This is a genomic window from Bradyrhizobium sp. AZCC 1588 (assembly GCF_036924735.1).
In the GTDB taxonomy this organism is placed as follows: Bacteria; Pseudomonadota; Alphaproteobacteria; order Rhizobiales; family Xanthobacteraceae; genus Bradyrhizobium.
Genome location: NZ_JAZHSC010000001.1, coordinates 4,698,147 through 4,714,688, shown reverse-complemented (window position 1 = coordinate 4,714,688; position 16,542 = coordinate 4,698,147). Strand labels below are relative to the sequence as shown.

Annotated in this window: 12 protein-coding genes; all 12 read right to left on the bottom strand. The window is 63.8% G+C overall.

Annotation, left to right across the window (positions count from 1 at the left end; genetic code table 11):
• Nucleotides 1-108 precede the first annotated feature (108 nt).
• The gene (locus tag V1277_RS22160) at nucleotides 109-1,017 is read right to left on the bottom strand and encodes an outer membrane protein assembly factor BamD (RefSeq protein WP_334418104.1); all 909 of its coding nucleotides are present in this window, start codon (nucleotides 1,015-1,017) and stop codon (nucleotides 109-111) included.
• Nucleotides 1,018-1,337: 320 nt separating this feature from the next.
• A complete protein-coding gene (gene lpxC, locus V1277_RS22155; protein ID WP_334418103.1) occupies nucleotides 1,338-2,297 on the bottom strand; it encodes a UDP-3-O-acyl-N-acetylglucosamine deacetylase in 960 nt (319 codons plus the stop codon).
• Nucleotides 2,298-2,648: 351 nt separating this feature from the next.
• Complete coding sequence (gene ftsZ, locus V1277_RS22150; protein ID WP_334418102.1) at nucleotides 2,649-4,454, bottom strand: cell division protein FtsZ; 1,806 nt, start codon at nucleotides 4,452-4,454, stop codon at nucleotides 2,649-2,651.
• Between the two features lie 88 nt (nucleotides 4,455-4,542).
• Entirely contained in the window at nucleotides 4,543-5,862 is a 1,320-nt protein-coding gene (gene ftsA, locus V1277_RS22145; RefSeq protein ID WP_065749606.1) for a cell division protein FtsA, read from the bottom strand.
• On the bottom strand, nucleotides 5,859-6,848 hold the full coding sequence (locus V1277_RS22140; RefSeq protein ID WP_334418101.1) for a cell division protein FtsQ/DivIB: 990 nt from the start codon (nucleotides 6,846-6,848) through the stop codon (nucleotides 5,859-5,861). Before V1277_RS22140 ends, ftsA begins: the two co-directional genes overlap by 4 nt.
• Before the next feature lie 309 nt (nucleotides 6,849-7,157).
• On the bottom strand, nucleotides 7,158-8,150 hold the full coding sequence (locus V1277_RS22130) for a D-alanine--D-alanine ligase family protein (protein WP_334418100.1): 993 nt from the start codon (nucleotides 8,148-8,150) through the stop codon (nucleotides 7,158-7,160).
• Nucleotides 8,151-8,284: 134 nt separating this feature from the next.
• A complete protein-coding gene (gene murB / locus V1277_RS22125) occupies nucleotides 8,285-9,205 on the bottom strand; it encodes a UDP-N-acetylmuramate dehydrogenase (RefSeq protein WP_334418099.1) in 921 nt (306 codons plus the stop codon).
• 286 nt (nucleotides 9,206-9,491) lie between these two features.
• Nucleotides 9,492-10,895 carry a UDP-N-acetylmuramate--L-alanine ligase gene (gene murC / locus V1277_RS22120; protein ID WP_334418097.1) on the bottom strand — a complete coding sequence of 468 codons (1,404 nt, stop codon included), beginning with the start codon at nucleotides 10,893-10,895 and terminating at the stop codon, nucleotides 9,492-9,494.
• A gap of 157 nt (nucleotides 10,896-11,052) precedes the next feature.
• Nucleotides 11,053-12,153 carry an undecaprenyldiphospho-muramoylpentapeptide beta-N-acetylglucosaminyltransferase gene (murG, locus tag V1277_RS22115; RefSeq protein ID WP_334418096.1) on the bottom strand — a complete coding sequence of 367 codons (1,101 nt, stop codon included), beginning with the start codon at nucleotides 12,151-12,153 and terminating at the stop codon, nucleotides 11,053-11,055.
• A gap of 38 nt (nucleotides 12,154-12,191) precedes the next feature.
• Nucleotides 12,192-13,343 carry a putative lipid II flippase FtsW gene (gene ftsW / locus V1277_RS22110; protein WP_334369909.1) on the bottom strand — a complete coding sequence of 384 codons (1,152 nt, stop codon included), beginning with the start codon at nucleotides 13,341-13,343 and terminating at the stop codon, nucleotides 12,192-12,194.
• A 229-nt stretch (nucleotides 13,344-13,572) separates the two neighbouring features.
• The gene (locus V1277_RS22105; RefSeq protein ID WP_334418095.1) at nucleotides 13,573-14,910 is read right to left on the bottom strand and encodes a DUF5107 domain-containing protein; all 1,338 of its coding nucleotides are present in this window, start codon (nucleotides 14,908-14,910) and stop codon (nucleotides 13,573-13,575) included.
• A 228-nt stretch (nucleotides 14,911-15,138) separates the two neighbouring features.
• A complete protein-coding gene (gene murD, locus V1277_RS22100) occupies nucleotides 15,139-16,539 on the bottom strand; it encodes a UDP-N-acetylmuramoyl-L-alanine--D-glutamate ligase (protein ID WP_334418094.1) in 1,401 nt (466 codons plus the stop codon).
• Between the last annotated feature and the right edge of the window lie 3 nt (nucleotides 16,540-16,542).

Sequence of the window (16,542 nt, the reverse complement as noted above, 5' to 3'; positions counted from 1 at the left end):
AATCAAAAGGACCACTAGCAAATATCAAGCTGGTAGTGGAGCTTTATGGATTTGACATTCGCTTCACGAAGTCGCGGCAAGTATCGAGCGAATGTCAAATCCGCTCCACTACCCGAGACCCAACTTCTTGAAGGCCCTGGAGATGTAGGACCCCTTGTTCTCGCTCGGCTCGAGACCGCCCGACTTTACAAGATTATAGGCGTCCTTGTACCAGCGGCTGTCAGGAAAATTGTGCCCAAGTACGGCTGCCGCCGTCTGCGCCTCGCCGACGATGCCGATCGCCATATAGGCCTCGGTGAGCCGCGCCAGCGCTTCCTCGACATGCCGCGTGGTCTGGTAGCGGGTGACCACGGTCTTGAAGCGGTTGATGGCGGCGGTGTAGTCGCGCCGCTCCATGTAATAGCGGCCGACGTCCATTTCCTTGCCGGCGAGCTGGTCGCGCGCGCCCTCGAGCTTGGCCTTGGCGGAGTTGGCGTATTCCGAGGTCGGATATTTGCGAATCACCTCTTCCAGCGCCGCGATCGCCTTTTCGGTGCGGCCCTGGTCGCGAGAGATGTCCGGGATCTGGTCGTAATGCGAGGCCGCGATCAGATATTGCGCGTAGGCCGCATCGGCGCTGCCGGGATGCAGCGTGACGTAGCGGGTCGCTGCGCCGATGCAGCTATCGTAATCGCCGGCATTGTAAAAGGAGTAGGCCGACATCAGGAGCGATTTGCGTGCCCAGTCGGAATACGGATGCTGGCGATCGACCTCCTCGAATTTCTTCGATGCCGCCTTCAGATCCTTGCGCTGGTTCATCAGGTACAAGCCCTCATTGTAGAGCTTGTCCGCCGGCTCCTCGTTGAAGGTATCGTCCTTGGCGGTGAACTTGTCCCACAGCGCGCCGGTACCGCAGCCGCTCAAGGGAATGGCGAGCGCAATCAGGCCAGCCGCCAACCGCAACGACCGCGCGGCGCGAGCGAGGCTGGAGCGCCCGGGTGATTTGCCTGGTTCGAGCGTCATACGCTGTGCCGACATGGAATTTGTGACCTGACGCCCCGTGATGCGACTGATGAGTGAGCCCGCCCGTCCGTGAACCGCAGTCATGGACGTCATATTCCCCGTGCCCCAAATTTCTTGAGCCCCAATCGCTCGGTGCCCAATTCTTCAAGGCCCGTGGCGCCTTGTGCTACCGCGGGCTTCTCTAGCCGAAAAATGGTCCTCGACCAACCGAATACGCAGCCAATTCGCCCGGATTAAGGCGGCGGAACGGCCACGTTACCACCGTGGTTACCACGGAAAACGCGCCCAAGCGGCGCAAAACAGCTCAAAATTCAGAGCTTTTGCAAAGACGAAAGTCAGGAAACGTCGGGACCATAGGCCGGGGCGATCATGCCGCCCACCATGCCTGCGCCGGCCTCGACATAGGCGCGGGGACGGCGTGCCGGTTCGGCCTCGACCACCCGCCAGGCGCTGCGATCGGCCAACAGGGCGGTCAGCACGGCGTGGTTCAGCTTGTGACCGCCACGTACCGAACGGTAGGCGCCGAGCAGCGGCAGACCAGCCAGGGTCAAATCACCGACCGCATCCAGCGCCTTGTGGCGGGCGCACTCATCGCTGAAGCGCAGCCCTTCGGTGTTGAGCAGGCGGGCTTCGTCGAACACCACCGTATTCTCAAACGAGGCGCCACGCGCATAACCGGCGCTCCAGAGCCGCGCGACGTTGTTCATGAAGCCAAAGGTCCGGGCGCGGGAAATCTCGCGGCGGAAGCTTTCGGGGCTGAGATCGATGGAATATTTCTGGCAGCCGATCATGGCGTTGTCGAAGTCGATCTCGACCTCGACGCGGAACCCGTTACCATGCGGCCGCAACTCGCCAAAACTGTCGCCGATCGCGACCTGCACCGGCTTCAGCACCTGAATGAAGCGGCGGGAGGCCGACTGGGTGACGATGCCGGCTTGGTCGATAGCGGCAACGAAAGCCGCCGCGCTGCCGTCCATGATCGGAACTTCGGGGCCGTCGACTTCGATGATGGCGTTGTCGACACCCATGCCGCGCAGGGCAGCAAGGACATGCTCGGCGGTGGAAACCAGCGGGCCTTCGCGGTCGCCAAGAACGGTAGCAAGATCGGTGGCGGTTACGGAGGCCGCTACTGCGGGAACCTCGCGGTCGGCCTCATCCAGGCCGGTACGGACAAAAACAAAACCCGCATCCATAGGAGCAGGTCCAAGCGTCAGGCTGACAGGTAATCCGGAATGAACGCCAACGCCCGTTACGGTGGCTTGCGACCGAAGCGTGGTTTGGCGGCTGAATTTCATCGATAACTGCCCACTACCCGACTTAACCTAAAGACGGGAACCGCGCGCTAGCGCCGATTCGCGTTCTAGGCATCCCCAAGTCACGGCAAACCATAGTCATTGCCCTAAGGCGCACAACTCACGCTTCTTTACGGATTGTTACCCTATCTCTGCCGCATTCGCGCCAAGGGTTAACCAAACTCCGACACGGCCAGACGCGGTTCGAGCTTCGATATCGGATCACGAAATGAACAATTAATGATTTAAAATCAGTTGGTTGGCTAACTCGCTGAACCTCGGCACCAGGCCAAAGAGAAGGGCCCCGACTGTTCCAGCCGGGGCCCCTTGGATCACCTCGATTGTAACAAAAGCTCAGTTGGCCTGCCGTCGGAGGAAGGCCGGGATATCAAGATGGTCGTCGCCCTGTGGCGCCGGTGCAACAGGTGCCGGGCGACCATGAGCGTCCAAACCCTGCGGCGCCGAGCGCTTTGCGTACTCCGATACCGGCTCGTGATTCGCCATTTGCTGGGCCACGGTGCGCTGCGGCTTGCGTTCGGGGAGTGGCGGCAGTGGCGCCATCGACGGGCCGGAGGCACGCGCCGCGATCGGCGGCTCGGTCTCTTCGTCGCGGCGGCCGAGGCCGACATTGGCGAGCCGCTGCAGCAGCGACAGCCGCGTCTTCTGCGGGTGCTCCTCCTCAGGCTCGCCGCGGGCGTGCCGGATCTCGGCCTGGGCGGGCATCGGGAGATCCTCGAACTTCGGCATCCGCGGCGTGCGGGCGGGCGGACGTTCGGCCGCCTGCGGGATGAAGGTTTCGGGCGCTGGCGCCTCCGGCTCGACGCGGGCGGCCTCCTTGTGATCCGGGAACAGCGTCGGCTTTTGCGCGATCGGGCGAACCGTGACGTCGCCATAGGAGGCTGGCTGGATCGGGGCCTGTTGCGGCGTCTCAACCGCCGCGGCAATCGCGGCAAGCGCTGCGCGCTCGACGTTGCCGCGCTGCGCCGGCGTTGCGGCAGGTGCCGGAGCCGGAGCAACCGCCTGCGGCCCAGCCGCAGGCTCGAGCTTCTGGGCGCGTTCGGCCAGGCGCGCATTGTCGGCGCGCAGGCGAGCGGTCAGTTCGGCCAGCCGGTTGTCCGGCGAAGACGGCGTGGCAGCGGCGGTGGTTGCGGTGGTGGTGGCAGCGGCGCCGGCGCCCGCGTTGCGTGCAATCTGCGACTGGTCGATGCCGGTCGCGACGACAGAGACGCGGATGATGCCGTCGAGCGATTCGTCGAAGGTGGCGCCGACGATGATGTTGGCGTCCTGATCGACTTCCTCGCGAATCCGCGTCGCAGCTTCGTCGACTTCGAACAAAGTAAGGTCCTTGCCGCCGGTGATCGAGATCAACAGGCCGCGCGCCCCCTTCATCGAAGAGTCATCGATCAGCGGGTTGGCGATCGCGGCTTCGGCCGCGGTCAGCGCGCGCTTCTCGCCGGTCGCCTCGCCGGTGCCCATCATTGCCTTGCCCATCTCGCGCATCACGGCGCGGACGTCGGCGAAGTCGAGATTGATCAGGCCTTCCTTCACCATGAGATCGGTGATGCAGGCGACGCCCGAATAGAGCACCTGGTCGGCCATCGCGAAGGCGTCGGCGAAGGTGGTCTTTTCGTTGGCGACCCGGAACAGGTTCTGGTTCGGAATGATCAAGAGCGTATCGACCACCTTGTGCAACTCGGCGATGCCGGACTCGGCGGTGCGCATGCGGCGCTGGCCTTCGAAATGGAACGGCTTTGTGACGACGCCGACGGTGAGGATGCCCATGTCGCGCGCGGTCTTGGCAATCACCGGAGCGGCGCCGGTGCCAGTGCCGCCGCCCATGCCGGCGGTGACGAACACCATGTTGGCGCCCGAGAGATGGTCGCGCAGCTCGTCGATCACTTCCTGCGCCGCCGCCGCGCCGACATCAGGCTGGGACCCCGCGCCGAGGCCCTGCGTCACCTGGGTGCCCATCTGCACGATGCGCTGGGCCTTCGACATGGTCAGCGCCTGCGCGTCGGTGTTGGCGACGACGAAATCGACCCCCTGCAACCCGGCAGTGATCATGTTGTTGACGGCGTTGCCGCCAGCTCCACCGACGCCGAAGACGGTAATCCGCGGTTTCAGCTCGCTGATGTCAGGGGGGGTCAGATTGAGTGCCATGGTTGCCTCTCTTACGACGCGCGCGTTGGTTCACCCCGGCCGGCGGCCGCGGGATTTGGTGAAAATCGTTTGGTCACAGGACCGGTCATCAGAAGCCCTCCCGAAGCCATCGTCCGACCTTGCCAAAATAGCCGTCTGTCCCTGTCTTGAGCTGCCGCGTATGCCGCGGTTCGACGTGTTCAAGATGAGCGTATTGCGGATAGACCAGGAGGCCGGTGGGAACCGCGAACGAAGCGCTCTTGGCCTCGTTGGGCAGCCGGCCGAAACCGAGCGGACGGCCGATCCGGACCGGCCGGTTGAGAATGCGCGTGGCGAGTTCGACGGTGCCGGTGAGCTGGGAAGCCCCGCCGCTCAACACAACCCGCGCCCTCGGCTCTGCCGCAAAGGGGGAATCCGCGAGCCGGTCCCGGACCATTTCAAAAATCTCCTCGGCGCGATGCCGGACGATGTTGGCAATCGTGGCGCGCGATACGATCTGCGGCGCATCGTGTTCCTCGCCCGCAGTCGGTACAGACATCAGCTCGCGCGCGTCGGACCCGCCGGTCAGCACGGTGCCATATAACGTCTTGATTCGCTCGGCATCCGCAATGCATGCGCCGACGCCGCGTGCAAGATCCATCGTCACGTGCTGGCCGCCGAGCGCAAATCCGCTCGCGTGCACGAAGCGGCCGCCGGAATAGGTCGCAATCGTAGTCGATCCGGCCCCCATTTCGACCACGGCGGCGCCGAGATCGGCCTCGTCGTCGGTCAACACGGACAGGCCTGCGACATAAGGACTCGCCGCCATGGCCTCGACATTGAGGTGGCAGCGCTCGACCACCAGCATCAGGTTGCGGGCGACGGTGGCATCCGCCGTCACGACTTGCATGTCGACGCCGAACTGCCGCGCAACCATGCCGCGGGGATCGCGGATGCCCTTGACGCCGTCCAGCGCGTAGCCGACCGGGAGCGCGTGCAGCACCGTGCGGCCCTCGCCGGTGGCGTGGCGCATGCCGGTGGAGGTCACCCGGGTGACGTCATCAGCGGTAACCGCGCCGCCTCTGATATCGGCGGCCGCCTCGACAAGCTGCCCCTGCAGCCGGCCGCCGGAAACCGACAGCAATATTGATTCAACGCGGACCTTGGCCATGCGCTCGGCCAGCGCCACCGCCTGCCGCACCGCCTGCTCGCATTCGGCGAGATCGACCACGGCGCCCGCCTTGACGCCGCGCGACTGGATCTGGCTATAGCCGATCAGTTCCACCGCATGGGTACGGCCGCGCAGCGCGTCGCTCGGCGGCGACGGCTTCAGCCGCGCGATCATGCAGGCGATCTTGCTGGTGCCGACATCGAGTGAAGCCACCAGCGCCGTGCGCTTGTGGTCGACGGGACGTGTCTTCGGGGTCTGGTTGCGATCGAGGCCGGTCATGCTGAATCACCGGCCTTCTTCTTGGTCTTCTTGTCCTTGAACAGTTCTTCGCGGGCCTTGGCCGCGTCTTCCGACAATTGCACCGTCAGCCGATCCGGCAGGCGCATGTCGACGGCGACGATGTCGCGCGAGAACAGCCTGTCCTCCTTGTCGAGCTTGCTCAGCATGGCAAGCGCGTTGCCGACGTCGTTCTCCGGCAGGCGAATGTCGAGGCCGTCCTTCAGCCGCAAATTCCAGCGCCGTTCGCCGACCAGGATTGCAGCCTTGGTCACCGAGCGGACCTGCGGATAGCGGTCGAGCAGCGCGAGGAAATCACGGGCCCTGACATCGGCACCCCTGCCCACCACCAACGGCAGCGTCACGAAGCGGCGCGACACATAGGGCTCCAGCACCGCGCCATCCTCGGAGATCACGGACAGCCGTCCGTCCTGCTGCCACAGCGCAAACGCGGTGCGCTCGACGAGGTCGATCTGCAGCCGGCCGGGATAAAGCTTGAGGATGGTCGCGTCTGATATCCACGGATTCGCCTTGAGCTTGTCGCGCAGGGTGGCGGCATCGAGGAACAGCAGCGAGGAGCGGCCATTGACGCCGCCGATCGCGAGCACCTCGTCCTGGCTCAACTGCTTGCGGCCGTTGATGGCAACCTCGGTGATGCGGAAACCGGCTGAATTGGCCAGCGCGTTGCGGGTATCGCTGAGCGCAACCATGAATTCGTCAACATGACCGCCCTTGACGATGCCGAGGCCGGCGCTGCCGAGCAGTATCAGAACGGTCAAGGCAATGCCGGTACGGTTCGGCAGATAGCGTTCGATCAGAAGGACCAGGCGATTCGGCGGTTCGCGATCGATCATAGGCTTCGCCGGGACGCGGGCACGACGGCCCAGCCGCTCGCGCAGCAGCACGACCGCTCCAATAGCGGCTGCTTTCAGGTCAGCCTGGGGCCCCACCGATCTCAGCGACCGCGTGAGGCGTCCTGCACCATCCATTGCACGAGCCTGTCCAAGTGTTGTTCCCGCAAGCTTTTTGCGGGTCCTGGCCCAGATGACGTCTCGGCGTTGCCGGACTTAAGTGCTGACCTGAAGTCGGAACAGCGCACCCCGGCAGCCAAGCGCCACATGCGCCGCCAGCGTTAACCTTCGTTCTTCCTGGTAAACAAAGTGTAAAAACGGGGGGCTGGTGATGCGCTTTGGCCCGTCTTTTGAGTGGTTTGCCGGACAATTCTTAGGATTTTAGCAACAATTCTCGTGGCGAGGTTAGTTCCGGGTTAACGGCCTGTTAACGGGCGGCCGGACCGGTCACGCCCGTTCCCGGCTGCGGCGTTCGGCCAAGGCGATCTGATCACGCAGGAAATCCGGAAACTCGATCCCCTGGGCCTTGAGCGCCTTCGGGTAGAGTGAGGCCGCAGTCAGCCCCGGCAAGGTATTGGTTTCGAGGTAAACCGGCCCGTTCGCCGAGACGATGAAGTCGGTCCGGGAATAGCCGCCGCAGGAGAGCGCTTTGTGCGCCCGCAGCGCCTGATCCTGCAGTTGCGCCGTGATGTCAGGAGGAAAGCGCCCGGGGCAGATCTCCTGAGTCGATTTGAGCAGATATTTGGCCGTGTAGTCGAAGGTGCCCTCCCCCGGGACAATCTCGATCGGCGGCAGCGACATCAACGTGCCATCCGATTGCTCCAGCACGCCGCAGGTTGCTTCGACGCCGGCGATGAAGGGCTCGATCACATATTCTTCGATTCTAGCGGCGTTGCGCACCGCGACCAGGTCCTGCTTGGCGTTGACGAAGATCAGGCCGTAGCTCGAACCGTCTCGCGCCGGCTTTGCGATCAGCCTGCCATATTCGGCAAACGCTGCGTCAAGGTTTTCCAGGGCGACGCCGGCCGGAGCCGCAACACCGGCAATTGCCGCAAACCGTTTCGCTGCGACCTTGTCAAAAGCGAGGTTCGACGACGCCGAGCCGGACCCGGTGAAGGGAATGCCGCGCATTTCGCACATCGCCTGCAGTTCGCCGTTCTCGGCACGGCCGCCATGCAGCCCGAGCACCAGCACGCGGTCTTCCGCCTTCGCCTTGTCGAGCGCCGCTTCCAGCGCGATGCCGCGGTTGCCCGGCATGAATTCATCCTCAAAGGGACGCGAATGCTCGAGCAGCGCCTTCGAACTGACCTCGTGGACGGTATCCGCCACATGCCAGAACCAGAGATCGGCTTCCGGCAACGCGCGGTGCAGCGCCTGCGCGGTCGCCACCGAAACCAGCCGCTCTTTATTGGTGCCGCCAAAGAGAATGGTCGTTCGCATCAGCCTTTACCTATCCGTCATTCGGCTATCGGTCATTCCGGGATGCTCCGAAGGAGCAGACCCGGAATCTCGAGATTCTCTGATGTGCAATAGCACATCGTAGTTCGATGCTTCGCATCGCCCCGGAATGACGACTAGACCGAAATCCCGATCCGCTTGATTTCCCAGTGCAGCTCGATTCCAGAATTCGCTTTAACCCGCTCGCGCACGGTTTCGCCCAGCGTTTCAATATCATGCCCGGTGGCATTGCCGGTGTTGATGAGGAAATTGCAGTGCATTTCCGAGACCTGCGCCCCGCCGACGCGAAGCCCGCGGCAACCGGCGGCGTCGATCAGTTTCCACGCGCTGTTGCCGGGCGGATTCTTGAAAGTGGAGCCACCGGTCTTTTCGCGAATCGGCTGCGCGGTTTCGCGATGGCTCTGCACCTCGTTCATCCGGGCGCGAATGGTTTCGGCGTCCGCGATCTGCCCGCGAAAGCGCGCGGAGGTGAAAATGATCGAGGGGTCGACGCCGCTGTTGCGATAGACGAACTTCATGTCGGCATTGGAGAAGACGTGCTTCGTACCGTCACGGCCGATGCCGGTCGCCTCGACCAGCACGTCCTTGGTCTCGCTTCCATTGGCACCGGCATTCATCCGCAACGCGCCGCCGATGGTGCCGGGAATCCCGAAGAAGAATTCCATGCCGCCGATCCCGGCCGCCGCCGCCGTTTCTGCCACGCGCTTGTCGAGCGCGGCCGTGCCCGCGCTCACGATATCGCCCTCGGCTCTGGTCTCGCCAAACGCCCGCGGCGACAGCCGGATCACCACGCCCGGCATACCGCCGTCGCGGACGATCAGGTTGGAGCCGACGCCGACGACGTAGACCGGCAATTCCTTCGGAAGCAGCTTTAAGAAATACGCGAGATCGTCTTCATCCGCCGGCGTGAAAAGCACCTGCGCCGGCCCGCCGACGCGAAACCAGGTCAATTCGGCGAGACACTGATTCGCCAACAGTCGCCCGCGCAATTGCGGCATCGCGGCTTTCAGATCGGACGTGATGTCGGGGAAGGTCATGTCGCGCCAACCGTCTCGCGATGTTTGAGACTGCATCGCGTTGCGTTTGACGCCACCGCCCGGGGCTTACCCCTCTCCCCAACCCTCCCCCGCAGGGGGGGAGGGAGCCTGAACAGCGTGCTCGCCTCACATCCATGAAAGGTTACATCGATTGGTTCAGTCAGGGACGCACCAGCGGTAGGGTTCCCTCTCCCCTTGCGGGAGAGGGTTAGGGAGAGGGGTGGCCGCAAACACCGGCCCTCGTAGCTACGCGTCCCTTCAACCTCCACAGCAACAGCGACCATCATCACCCCAACGCCTTCAATTCGCCGGGCAGTGCGTAGGCCCATTGTGTGATGTTGCCGGCCCCTAAGCAAACGACGAGGTCGCCGGGACTGGCGATGCCTCGGACGACTTTAGCCAGTTCCGCCGAACTCGGCAGCGGGATCACTTCACGATGGCCATGCGCGCGCAGGCCGAGCACAAAATGGTCGCGGTCGATACCTTCGATCGGCGCCTCGCCGGCCGGATAGACCTCGGCGACGATGACCGCATCGGCATCGTTGAAGCAGGTACAGAATTCCTCGAACAGCGATTGCAGGCGGGTGAAGCGGTGTGGCTGCACCACGGCGATGATCTTACCGGCGTAGGAATCACGCGCGGCCTTCAACACTGCAGCGATCTCGACGGGATGATGGCCATAGTCGTCGATCACGGTGACGCCGTTCCACTCGCCGGTGCGGGTGAAGCGGCGCTTGACGCCGCCGAAGCCAGCGATCGACTTGCGGATCGCTTCATCGGAGATGCCGAGCTCGTGCGCCACCGCGATCGCCGCCGTCGCATTCGACGCGTTGTGCCGGCCCGGCATCGGCAACACGATGTCCGTTATCTCGTGCGTGGCCTCGGTCTTGCGGTTGCGGATCGCAACCTTGAACTTCGATCCGCCGGCGATCGGCGTCAGGTCCATCAGCCGCGCATCGGCCTGTGGGTTTTCGCCGTAGGTGATGATGCGGCGATCCTCGATCCGGCCGACGATGCTCTGCACCACCGGGTGATCGATGCACATCACCGCAAAACCGTAGAACGGCACGTTCTCGACGAAATTGCGGAACGCGTCCTGGATCGCCTCGAAAGTCTTGAAGTGATCGAGATGTTCGGGATCGACATTGGTAACAATGGCGACGTCGGTCGGCAGTTTCAAAAACGTGCCGTCGCTCTCGTCGGCTTCCACCACCATCCAGTCGCCCGCTCCGAGCCGCGCATTGGTGCCGTAAGCATTGATGATGCCGCCATTGATCACCGTCGGGTCGAGATTACCGCCATCGAGCAGCGCCGCGACCATCGATGTCGTCGTGGTCTTGCCATGGGTGCCGGCAATCGCGACGCAGCTTTTCAGCCGCATCAGTTCGGCCAGCATTTCGGCGCGACGCACTACCGGGATGCGCTGCGCGCGGGCCGCCATCAGTTCGGGATTGTCGCGCTTGATCGCGGTCGAGACCACGACCACGTCGGCGCCGTCGACATTCTCGGCCTTGTGGCCGACCGAGACCTTGACGCCCTTCTCCCGCAGCCGCGCGACATTGCCGCTTTCGGAGGCGTCCGAGCCCTGCACGGTGTAGCCGAGATTGACGAGCACTTCGGCGATGCCGCTCATGCCGATGCCGCCGATCCCGACGAAGTGAATGGGTCCGATCTCGCGCGGCAGTCTCATGGGTATGTCCTTGGCCGTCATCGCCATCGAAAGCGGGCGATCCAGTATTCCGCGAAGCCAGTATTCCTAAGAGCCAAGGCTCAAATCAGGCGCCGCGGCATACTGGATGCCCCGCTTTCGCGGGGCATGACAAGCGCTTTTTGGGCCACCGTCGACGTCAAATTCCGGCCGTTTTCATGACCAGATCGGCCAGCCGTTCCGCGGCATCGAGCCGGCCGACCTGGCGAGCGGCGGCGGCCATCGCGGTCAGCCGGGCGGGCTCGGCGGCAAAGGCAGAGATTTCGGCGGCGAGCCGGTCGGGCGTGAATTCTCCTTGCGGGATCCGCAAAGCGCCGTCCACCTTCGACAATACGCCGGCATTGGCGAACTGGTCCTGGTCGATCGCCCCTGGCAATGGCACCAAAATCGAGGGCCGGCCGATCGCGGCGAGTTCCGCCACGGTGCCGGCGCCGGAGCGCGAGACCACGAGATGGCTGGACGCCAGCCGCGCCGGCAGGTCGGTAAAGAACGGCGCGAGCTCAGCCTTGATCTTGAGCCGGTCGTAGACTGCCCGTACCCGCGCCATGTCTTCCTCGCGCACCTGCTGCGTCAGGGCGATGCGGCTCCACAACACCGGCTCGAGCCGTTCGATCGCACCCGGCACGATGTCGCTCATCACCCGCGCGCCCTGGCTGCCGCCGACCACCAGCAAGCGCAGCGGCCCGTTCGGTTCCGGAGGGGCAAACGGCTGCGCGGCGGCGGCAAGGATCGCCGGGCGCATCGGCGTGCCGACTGTCGTGGTTTTTCCCGCGAGCGAGGGATCGCGATCGAGCACGCCGGGCAGCGAGGTCGCGATCGCATTGACGCGCTTGGAGAGAAAACGGTTGGCGCGGCCGAGCACGGCGTTGGCATCATGAATGATACCGGGCACGCCGAGCAGCCGTGCGGCGATCAAGGGCGGCAGCGTCGGATAGCCGCCGAAACCGACCACGGCCGCGGGCTTCAGCCGCCGAACCAGGTTGAGCGCTACGCCTGTTCCGTAGCCGAGCATGACAATGGTGCGCGCCAGCGACAACGGATTACGGCCGCGCACGGTCTCGCTCGGCACCACGTCGATATTGTCGCGGGTAAAGAGCCCGCTATAGCGCAGCGCGCGGGCATCGGTCGCGAGCCGCACGCGCAAGCCCCGCTTGATGAGCTCAACCCCGAGCGCTTCGGCGGGAAACAAATGGCCGCCGGTGCCGCCGGCAGCCAGCAGAATGAGAGGCGTCGTGTCCATGGCTTCAAATAGCCGACGCCGCAGCGCTAGTCACGCCCTCAGGCGTAGCCCCGCGCCACGCCGGCCGCGTTCATCGATTCCACTTCGGTGCGCGGGCGCTGCCGCGTCAGTGCCAGCATCATGCCGACGCCATAGGCCAGCGAAATGATCGACGAACCGCCATAGGAGATGAAGGGCAGCGTCATGCCCTTGGCGGGGATCAGTTGCAGATTGACCGCCATGTTGATGGCAGCCTGCATGCCGAACAGGATCGCAAGTCCCGACGCCGCAAAGCGCGAGAACATGTCCTCGCTCGCGTAGGCCCGCGTCAGCGTGCGGATTACGACGAAGGCGAACAGCCCAACCAGCGCCAGGCACAGGATGATGCCGAATTCTTCCGCCGCCACCGCGAACACGAAGTCGGTATGGCTGTCCGGCAGGCTGCGCTTGGCGATGCCTTCGCCGGGGCCGAGCCCGAACCAGCCGCCGTTCCAGAACGCTTCCATTGCCATGTCGACCTGAAAGGTGTCGCCAGAGGCCGGATTCAGGAAGCGCCTGATGCGGCCCGCGACGTGCGGAACCAGCAGATAGGCGCTGAACAACCCGGCCATCGCGACGCCAGCTAGGCCGGCCACCCAGATCATCCGCATGCCTGCGATGAAGAACAGCGCGCCCCACACCATCAGGATCAGCATGGTCTGGCCGAAATCCGGCTCCATCACCAGAAGTGACACCAGCGTCAGCAGCAGCACCATCGCCATCGAGGTCGCCGGCATTTCCGGCCGCTTGGTCGATTCCGCAAATAGCCACGCCGCCATTACGACGAAGGCGGGCTTGGCGGATTCGGAGGCCTGGATGTTGACGCCGAGCAGCGTGATCCAGCGCCGCGATCCCTTCACCTCCGCACCGAAGACGAGCGTCGCCACGATCAAGAGAACGCTCACCACGAACACCAATAGCGCAAGACGGCGGATCTGCCTCGGCGACAGGAACGATACCCCAATCAGCACCAGCAGAGACGGCAGCAGGAACAGCATGTGCCGGCTGAAGAAATGGAACGGATCAAGCCCGATCCGCGTCGCCACCGGCGGGCTCGCCGCCAGCGACAGGATGACGCCGCCCAGCATCAGCGCCATGATCGCGCCAAGCAGCAGCTTATCCACGGTCCACCACCAGTCCGAAAACGGGGTGCGTTGGTCACGGGCGAGCATGGGCGTCCCCAAAATGGCAGAGGTAACACCCATTGGTGGCGCAGGATGGTTTATGGGGGGTTAATGAATTGCAGATGATTGAACGAAGCAGCGCACTCGTGCCCCGGATGCGGCGCAGCGCGGAGCGGTGCGCTGCCAGGCCGGGGCCCATGGAAGTGTGGGTCCCGACCGTGCGTCGCGGCATTACATGCCGCAACGCGTCCGGGACACGATTGCGGTCGGCAAGGTTTCACTTTGTCCTTGTCTCGGCTGCGATCAGCTCTTTGCCGTCCATGGTCGTGATCGTCAGCCGCACCTGATCGCCGCTGCCGCCTGCAGGGATCCGCGCGGAAATGCGATTTCCGTTCGTCGGGTCGGCTTCCACGGCGTTGTCGAACAAAATCGTATCGCCGCGCCTTAACGTGACGCGCAGCGGCGTCGCCGGCTCGATACTGAAGAACTGAAGATTCACGCCGGACGCCGCGGCCGAGAAATTGATCAGGATATTCTCGTTTGCATGCGTCACGTTGCTCATGCCGACGGTGGGGCTGTAGGTTTCCGGTATAGACAGTTCGCCGCGCGCGGGAAGCTTGGCGCGGTGGAAGAACTGGTCCGACACGCCCGCCCACAATTCGACGTAGGGCCGAGCTTCGCTCGGGTCCTTGCGTGCGTCAGTTTCGTTGGTGAACGACGGAAATCCCCACGTCCACATCTTCAAACCCCGCGTGACGGTATTGTCAGCGATGCGGATGATCCCCTCCTCGTTGTCGTGGTTGATCACACCCCAGAAATTCCTGCCCTGCATGTCGGGCGCCGCGTAGGCGATGCCCATCGTCGGCCAGTTCCTGAAATAGCGCAGCTTTTCGAAACGGCTCTTGCCTGGACCAAAGCTCTCATCACCTTCAGACAGATTGGCCGACCAGGCAGGCGTGCTGTAGGCTTGGATCGGCGCGATGATTTCGGCGCCGCCGGTCGTCTTGGGGTTCTTTGGGTCGGAGCCCGGCGCGAGTGTCGTGCACGTCCAGTACTCGTAATCGATCGCCTGGGGTTGCGGGTTGTTCAGCACCACACGCGCATCAAGCGCGGCGCGATCGGCTTTCAGCGTGACGTAGTAAGTCGCTTCGACACCCGTCGATCCCTTGAGAAACTGCGTAGGCGCCGCCGAGTACGCAAAATCGTCCTTGAGCGACATCGACACCGTCACCTCGGCGGCACTTTCCTTTTCCACCTTGAAATCCCATGGCTTCAGCCACGTCTTGCCGTGCTCGGGATCGGGAAATGTGGGGAAGATGCCGCCGTACACCATCAGCCAGTCGTAATAGAAGTTGCCGGCCTTCATCCCGTAAGGCACGCCTACTTCGGTGCGATAAAGTTGTTCGTGGCCGGTCGGCTTGTAGATGATGGAAAGAATGCGTCCGCCAAATTCGGGCAAGAGCGTTACCTTCAGATAACGATTCTCGAGCACGTAGGTCTTGAACGTGCGGTCGACGATGGTCTTCTTGTCGAGCGACCCGCTGACGAATCCGTTCTCCGCAGAGGTCGCGTACTGGACCGTGCTCCACGAAATCGACGACTCGCTTAAAGACACTCCGTCGGACACCGGCGAAGCCGCATCTACGACCTCATGAAATGCTAGGGTCGCCGCGAGCACCGCAAACGCAAAACAAGTATGGTTGCGTGAGGGAGCATGAATTGCCATTTGCGACGCCCTCGAAATAAGCAGGATGTAGGATGGGTAGAGCGAAGCGAAACCCATCAATCCAGTGCCGCTGCGATGGGTTTCGCTGCGCTCTACCCATCCTACGGATCAGCATTATCACACCACCGGCTTCACGCCCGGCAGCGCCGTCACCAGATCGCGAAACTTGGTGCCGCGGATTTCGAAGTTGCGGTACTGGTCGAACGAGGCGCAGGCCGGCGACAACAGCACCACGGGATCGACGAGCCCTGACGCTTCGGCGTCGCGAGCGGCGCTGGCCACTGCCACATCGAGCGTCTCCGAAATCTCGTGCGGCACGCGCTCGCCCAGCGTTCCCGCAAACTCCTGCGCGGCTTCGCCGATCAGATAGGCTTTTCGGATGCGCGGAAAGTATTCCGTCAGCCCCGTGATGCCGCCCTGCTTCGGCTTGCCGCCGGCGATCCAGAAGATGTCAGTGAACGACGACAGCGCATGCGCGGCGGCGTCGGCATTGGTGCCCTTGGAGTCGTTGACGAACAGCACGTTGCCGCGGCGGCCGACCTGCTCCATGCGGTGCGCCAACCCCGGAAAGCTGCGCAGACCGTTTTGCAGCGTATCGGTGGAGATACCCATCGCCAGCGCGCAGGCCGAGGCGCATGCTGCGTTCTGCGCGTTGTGCAGGCCGCGCAGCGAACCGATGCCGCCAAGCCTTGCAACCTCGTTGCGCGCGCCGCCGGAGGCCTGCACGACGGTTTCGCGCTCGACATAGACGCCGTCGGGCAACGGATTCTTCACGGAGATCCGCACCACGCGTTTTCCCGCCTGGTCGAGGCGATCGGCGATGTTGCGGCACCAGATGTCGTCGACGCCGACGATGGAGGTGCCCTGCGGCTGCACGCCGGCAACCAGCCGCGCCTTCACGGCGGCATAGTTTTCCAGTGTGCCGTGGCGATCGATATGGTCTTCGCTGACATTGAGCAGAATGCCGACGGAGGGATCGAGCGAGGGCGCCAGGTCGATCTGATAAGACGACATCTCGACGACGTGCACACGTCCCATCCGCGGCGGCTCCAGCGAGAGGATCGCGGTGCCGATATTGCCGCCCATCTGGGTATCGTAGCCGGCGACATCAATCAGATGCGCGATCAGGGCCGTCGTGGTGGATTTGCCGTTGGTGCCGGTGATGGCAACGAACGGCGCATCCGGGGCGTGACGGCGGCGCTCCCGGCAAAACAGTTCGATGTCGCCGATCACCTCAATGCCGGCCTGCCGCGCCATCAGTACTGACCAATGCGGCGCCGGATGCGTCAGCGGCGCGCCGGGGGTGAGGATCAGGGCCGAGAAATTCGACCACGACACCGTGCGTAGATCGGCCGTGGTGAAACCGGCTTGTGCGGCCTTGGCGACATTGTCGGCGCTGTCGTCGCCCGCGATCACCTCGGCGCCGCCGGCCTTCAGCGCGTGGCAGCTCGCCAGGCCCGAACCGCCGAGACCGAAGACAGCGACCGTTTTGCCTGCGAAGGAAGTGATGGGAATCAAGCG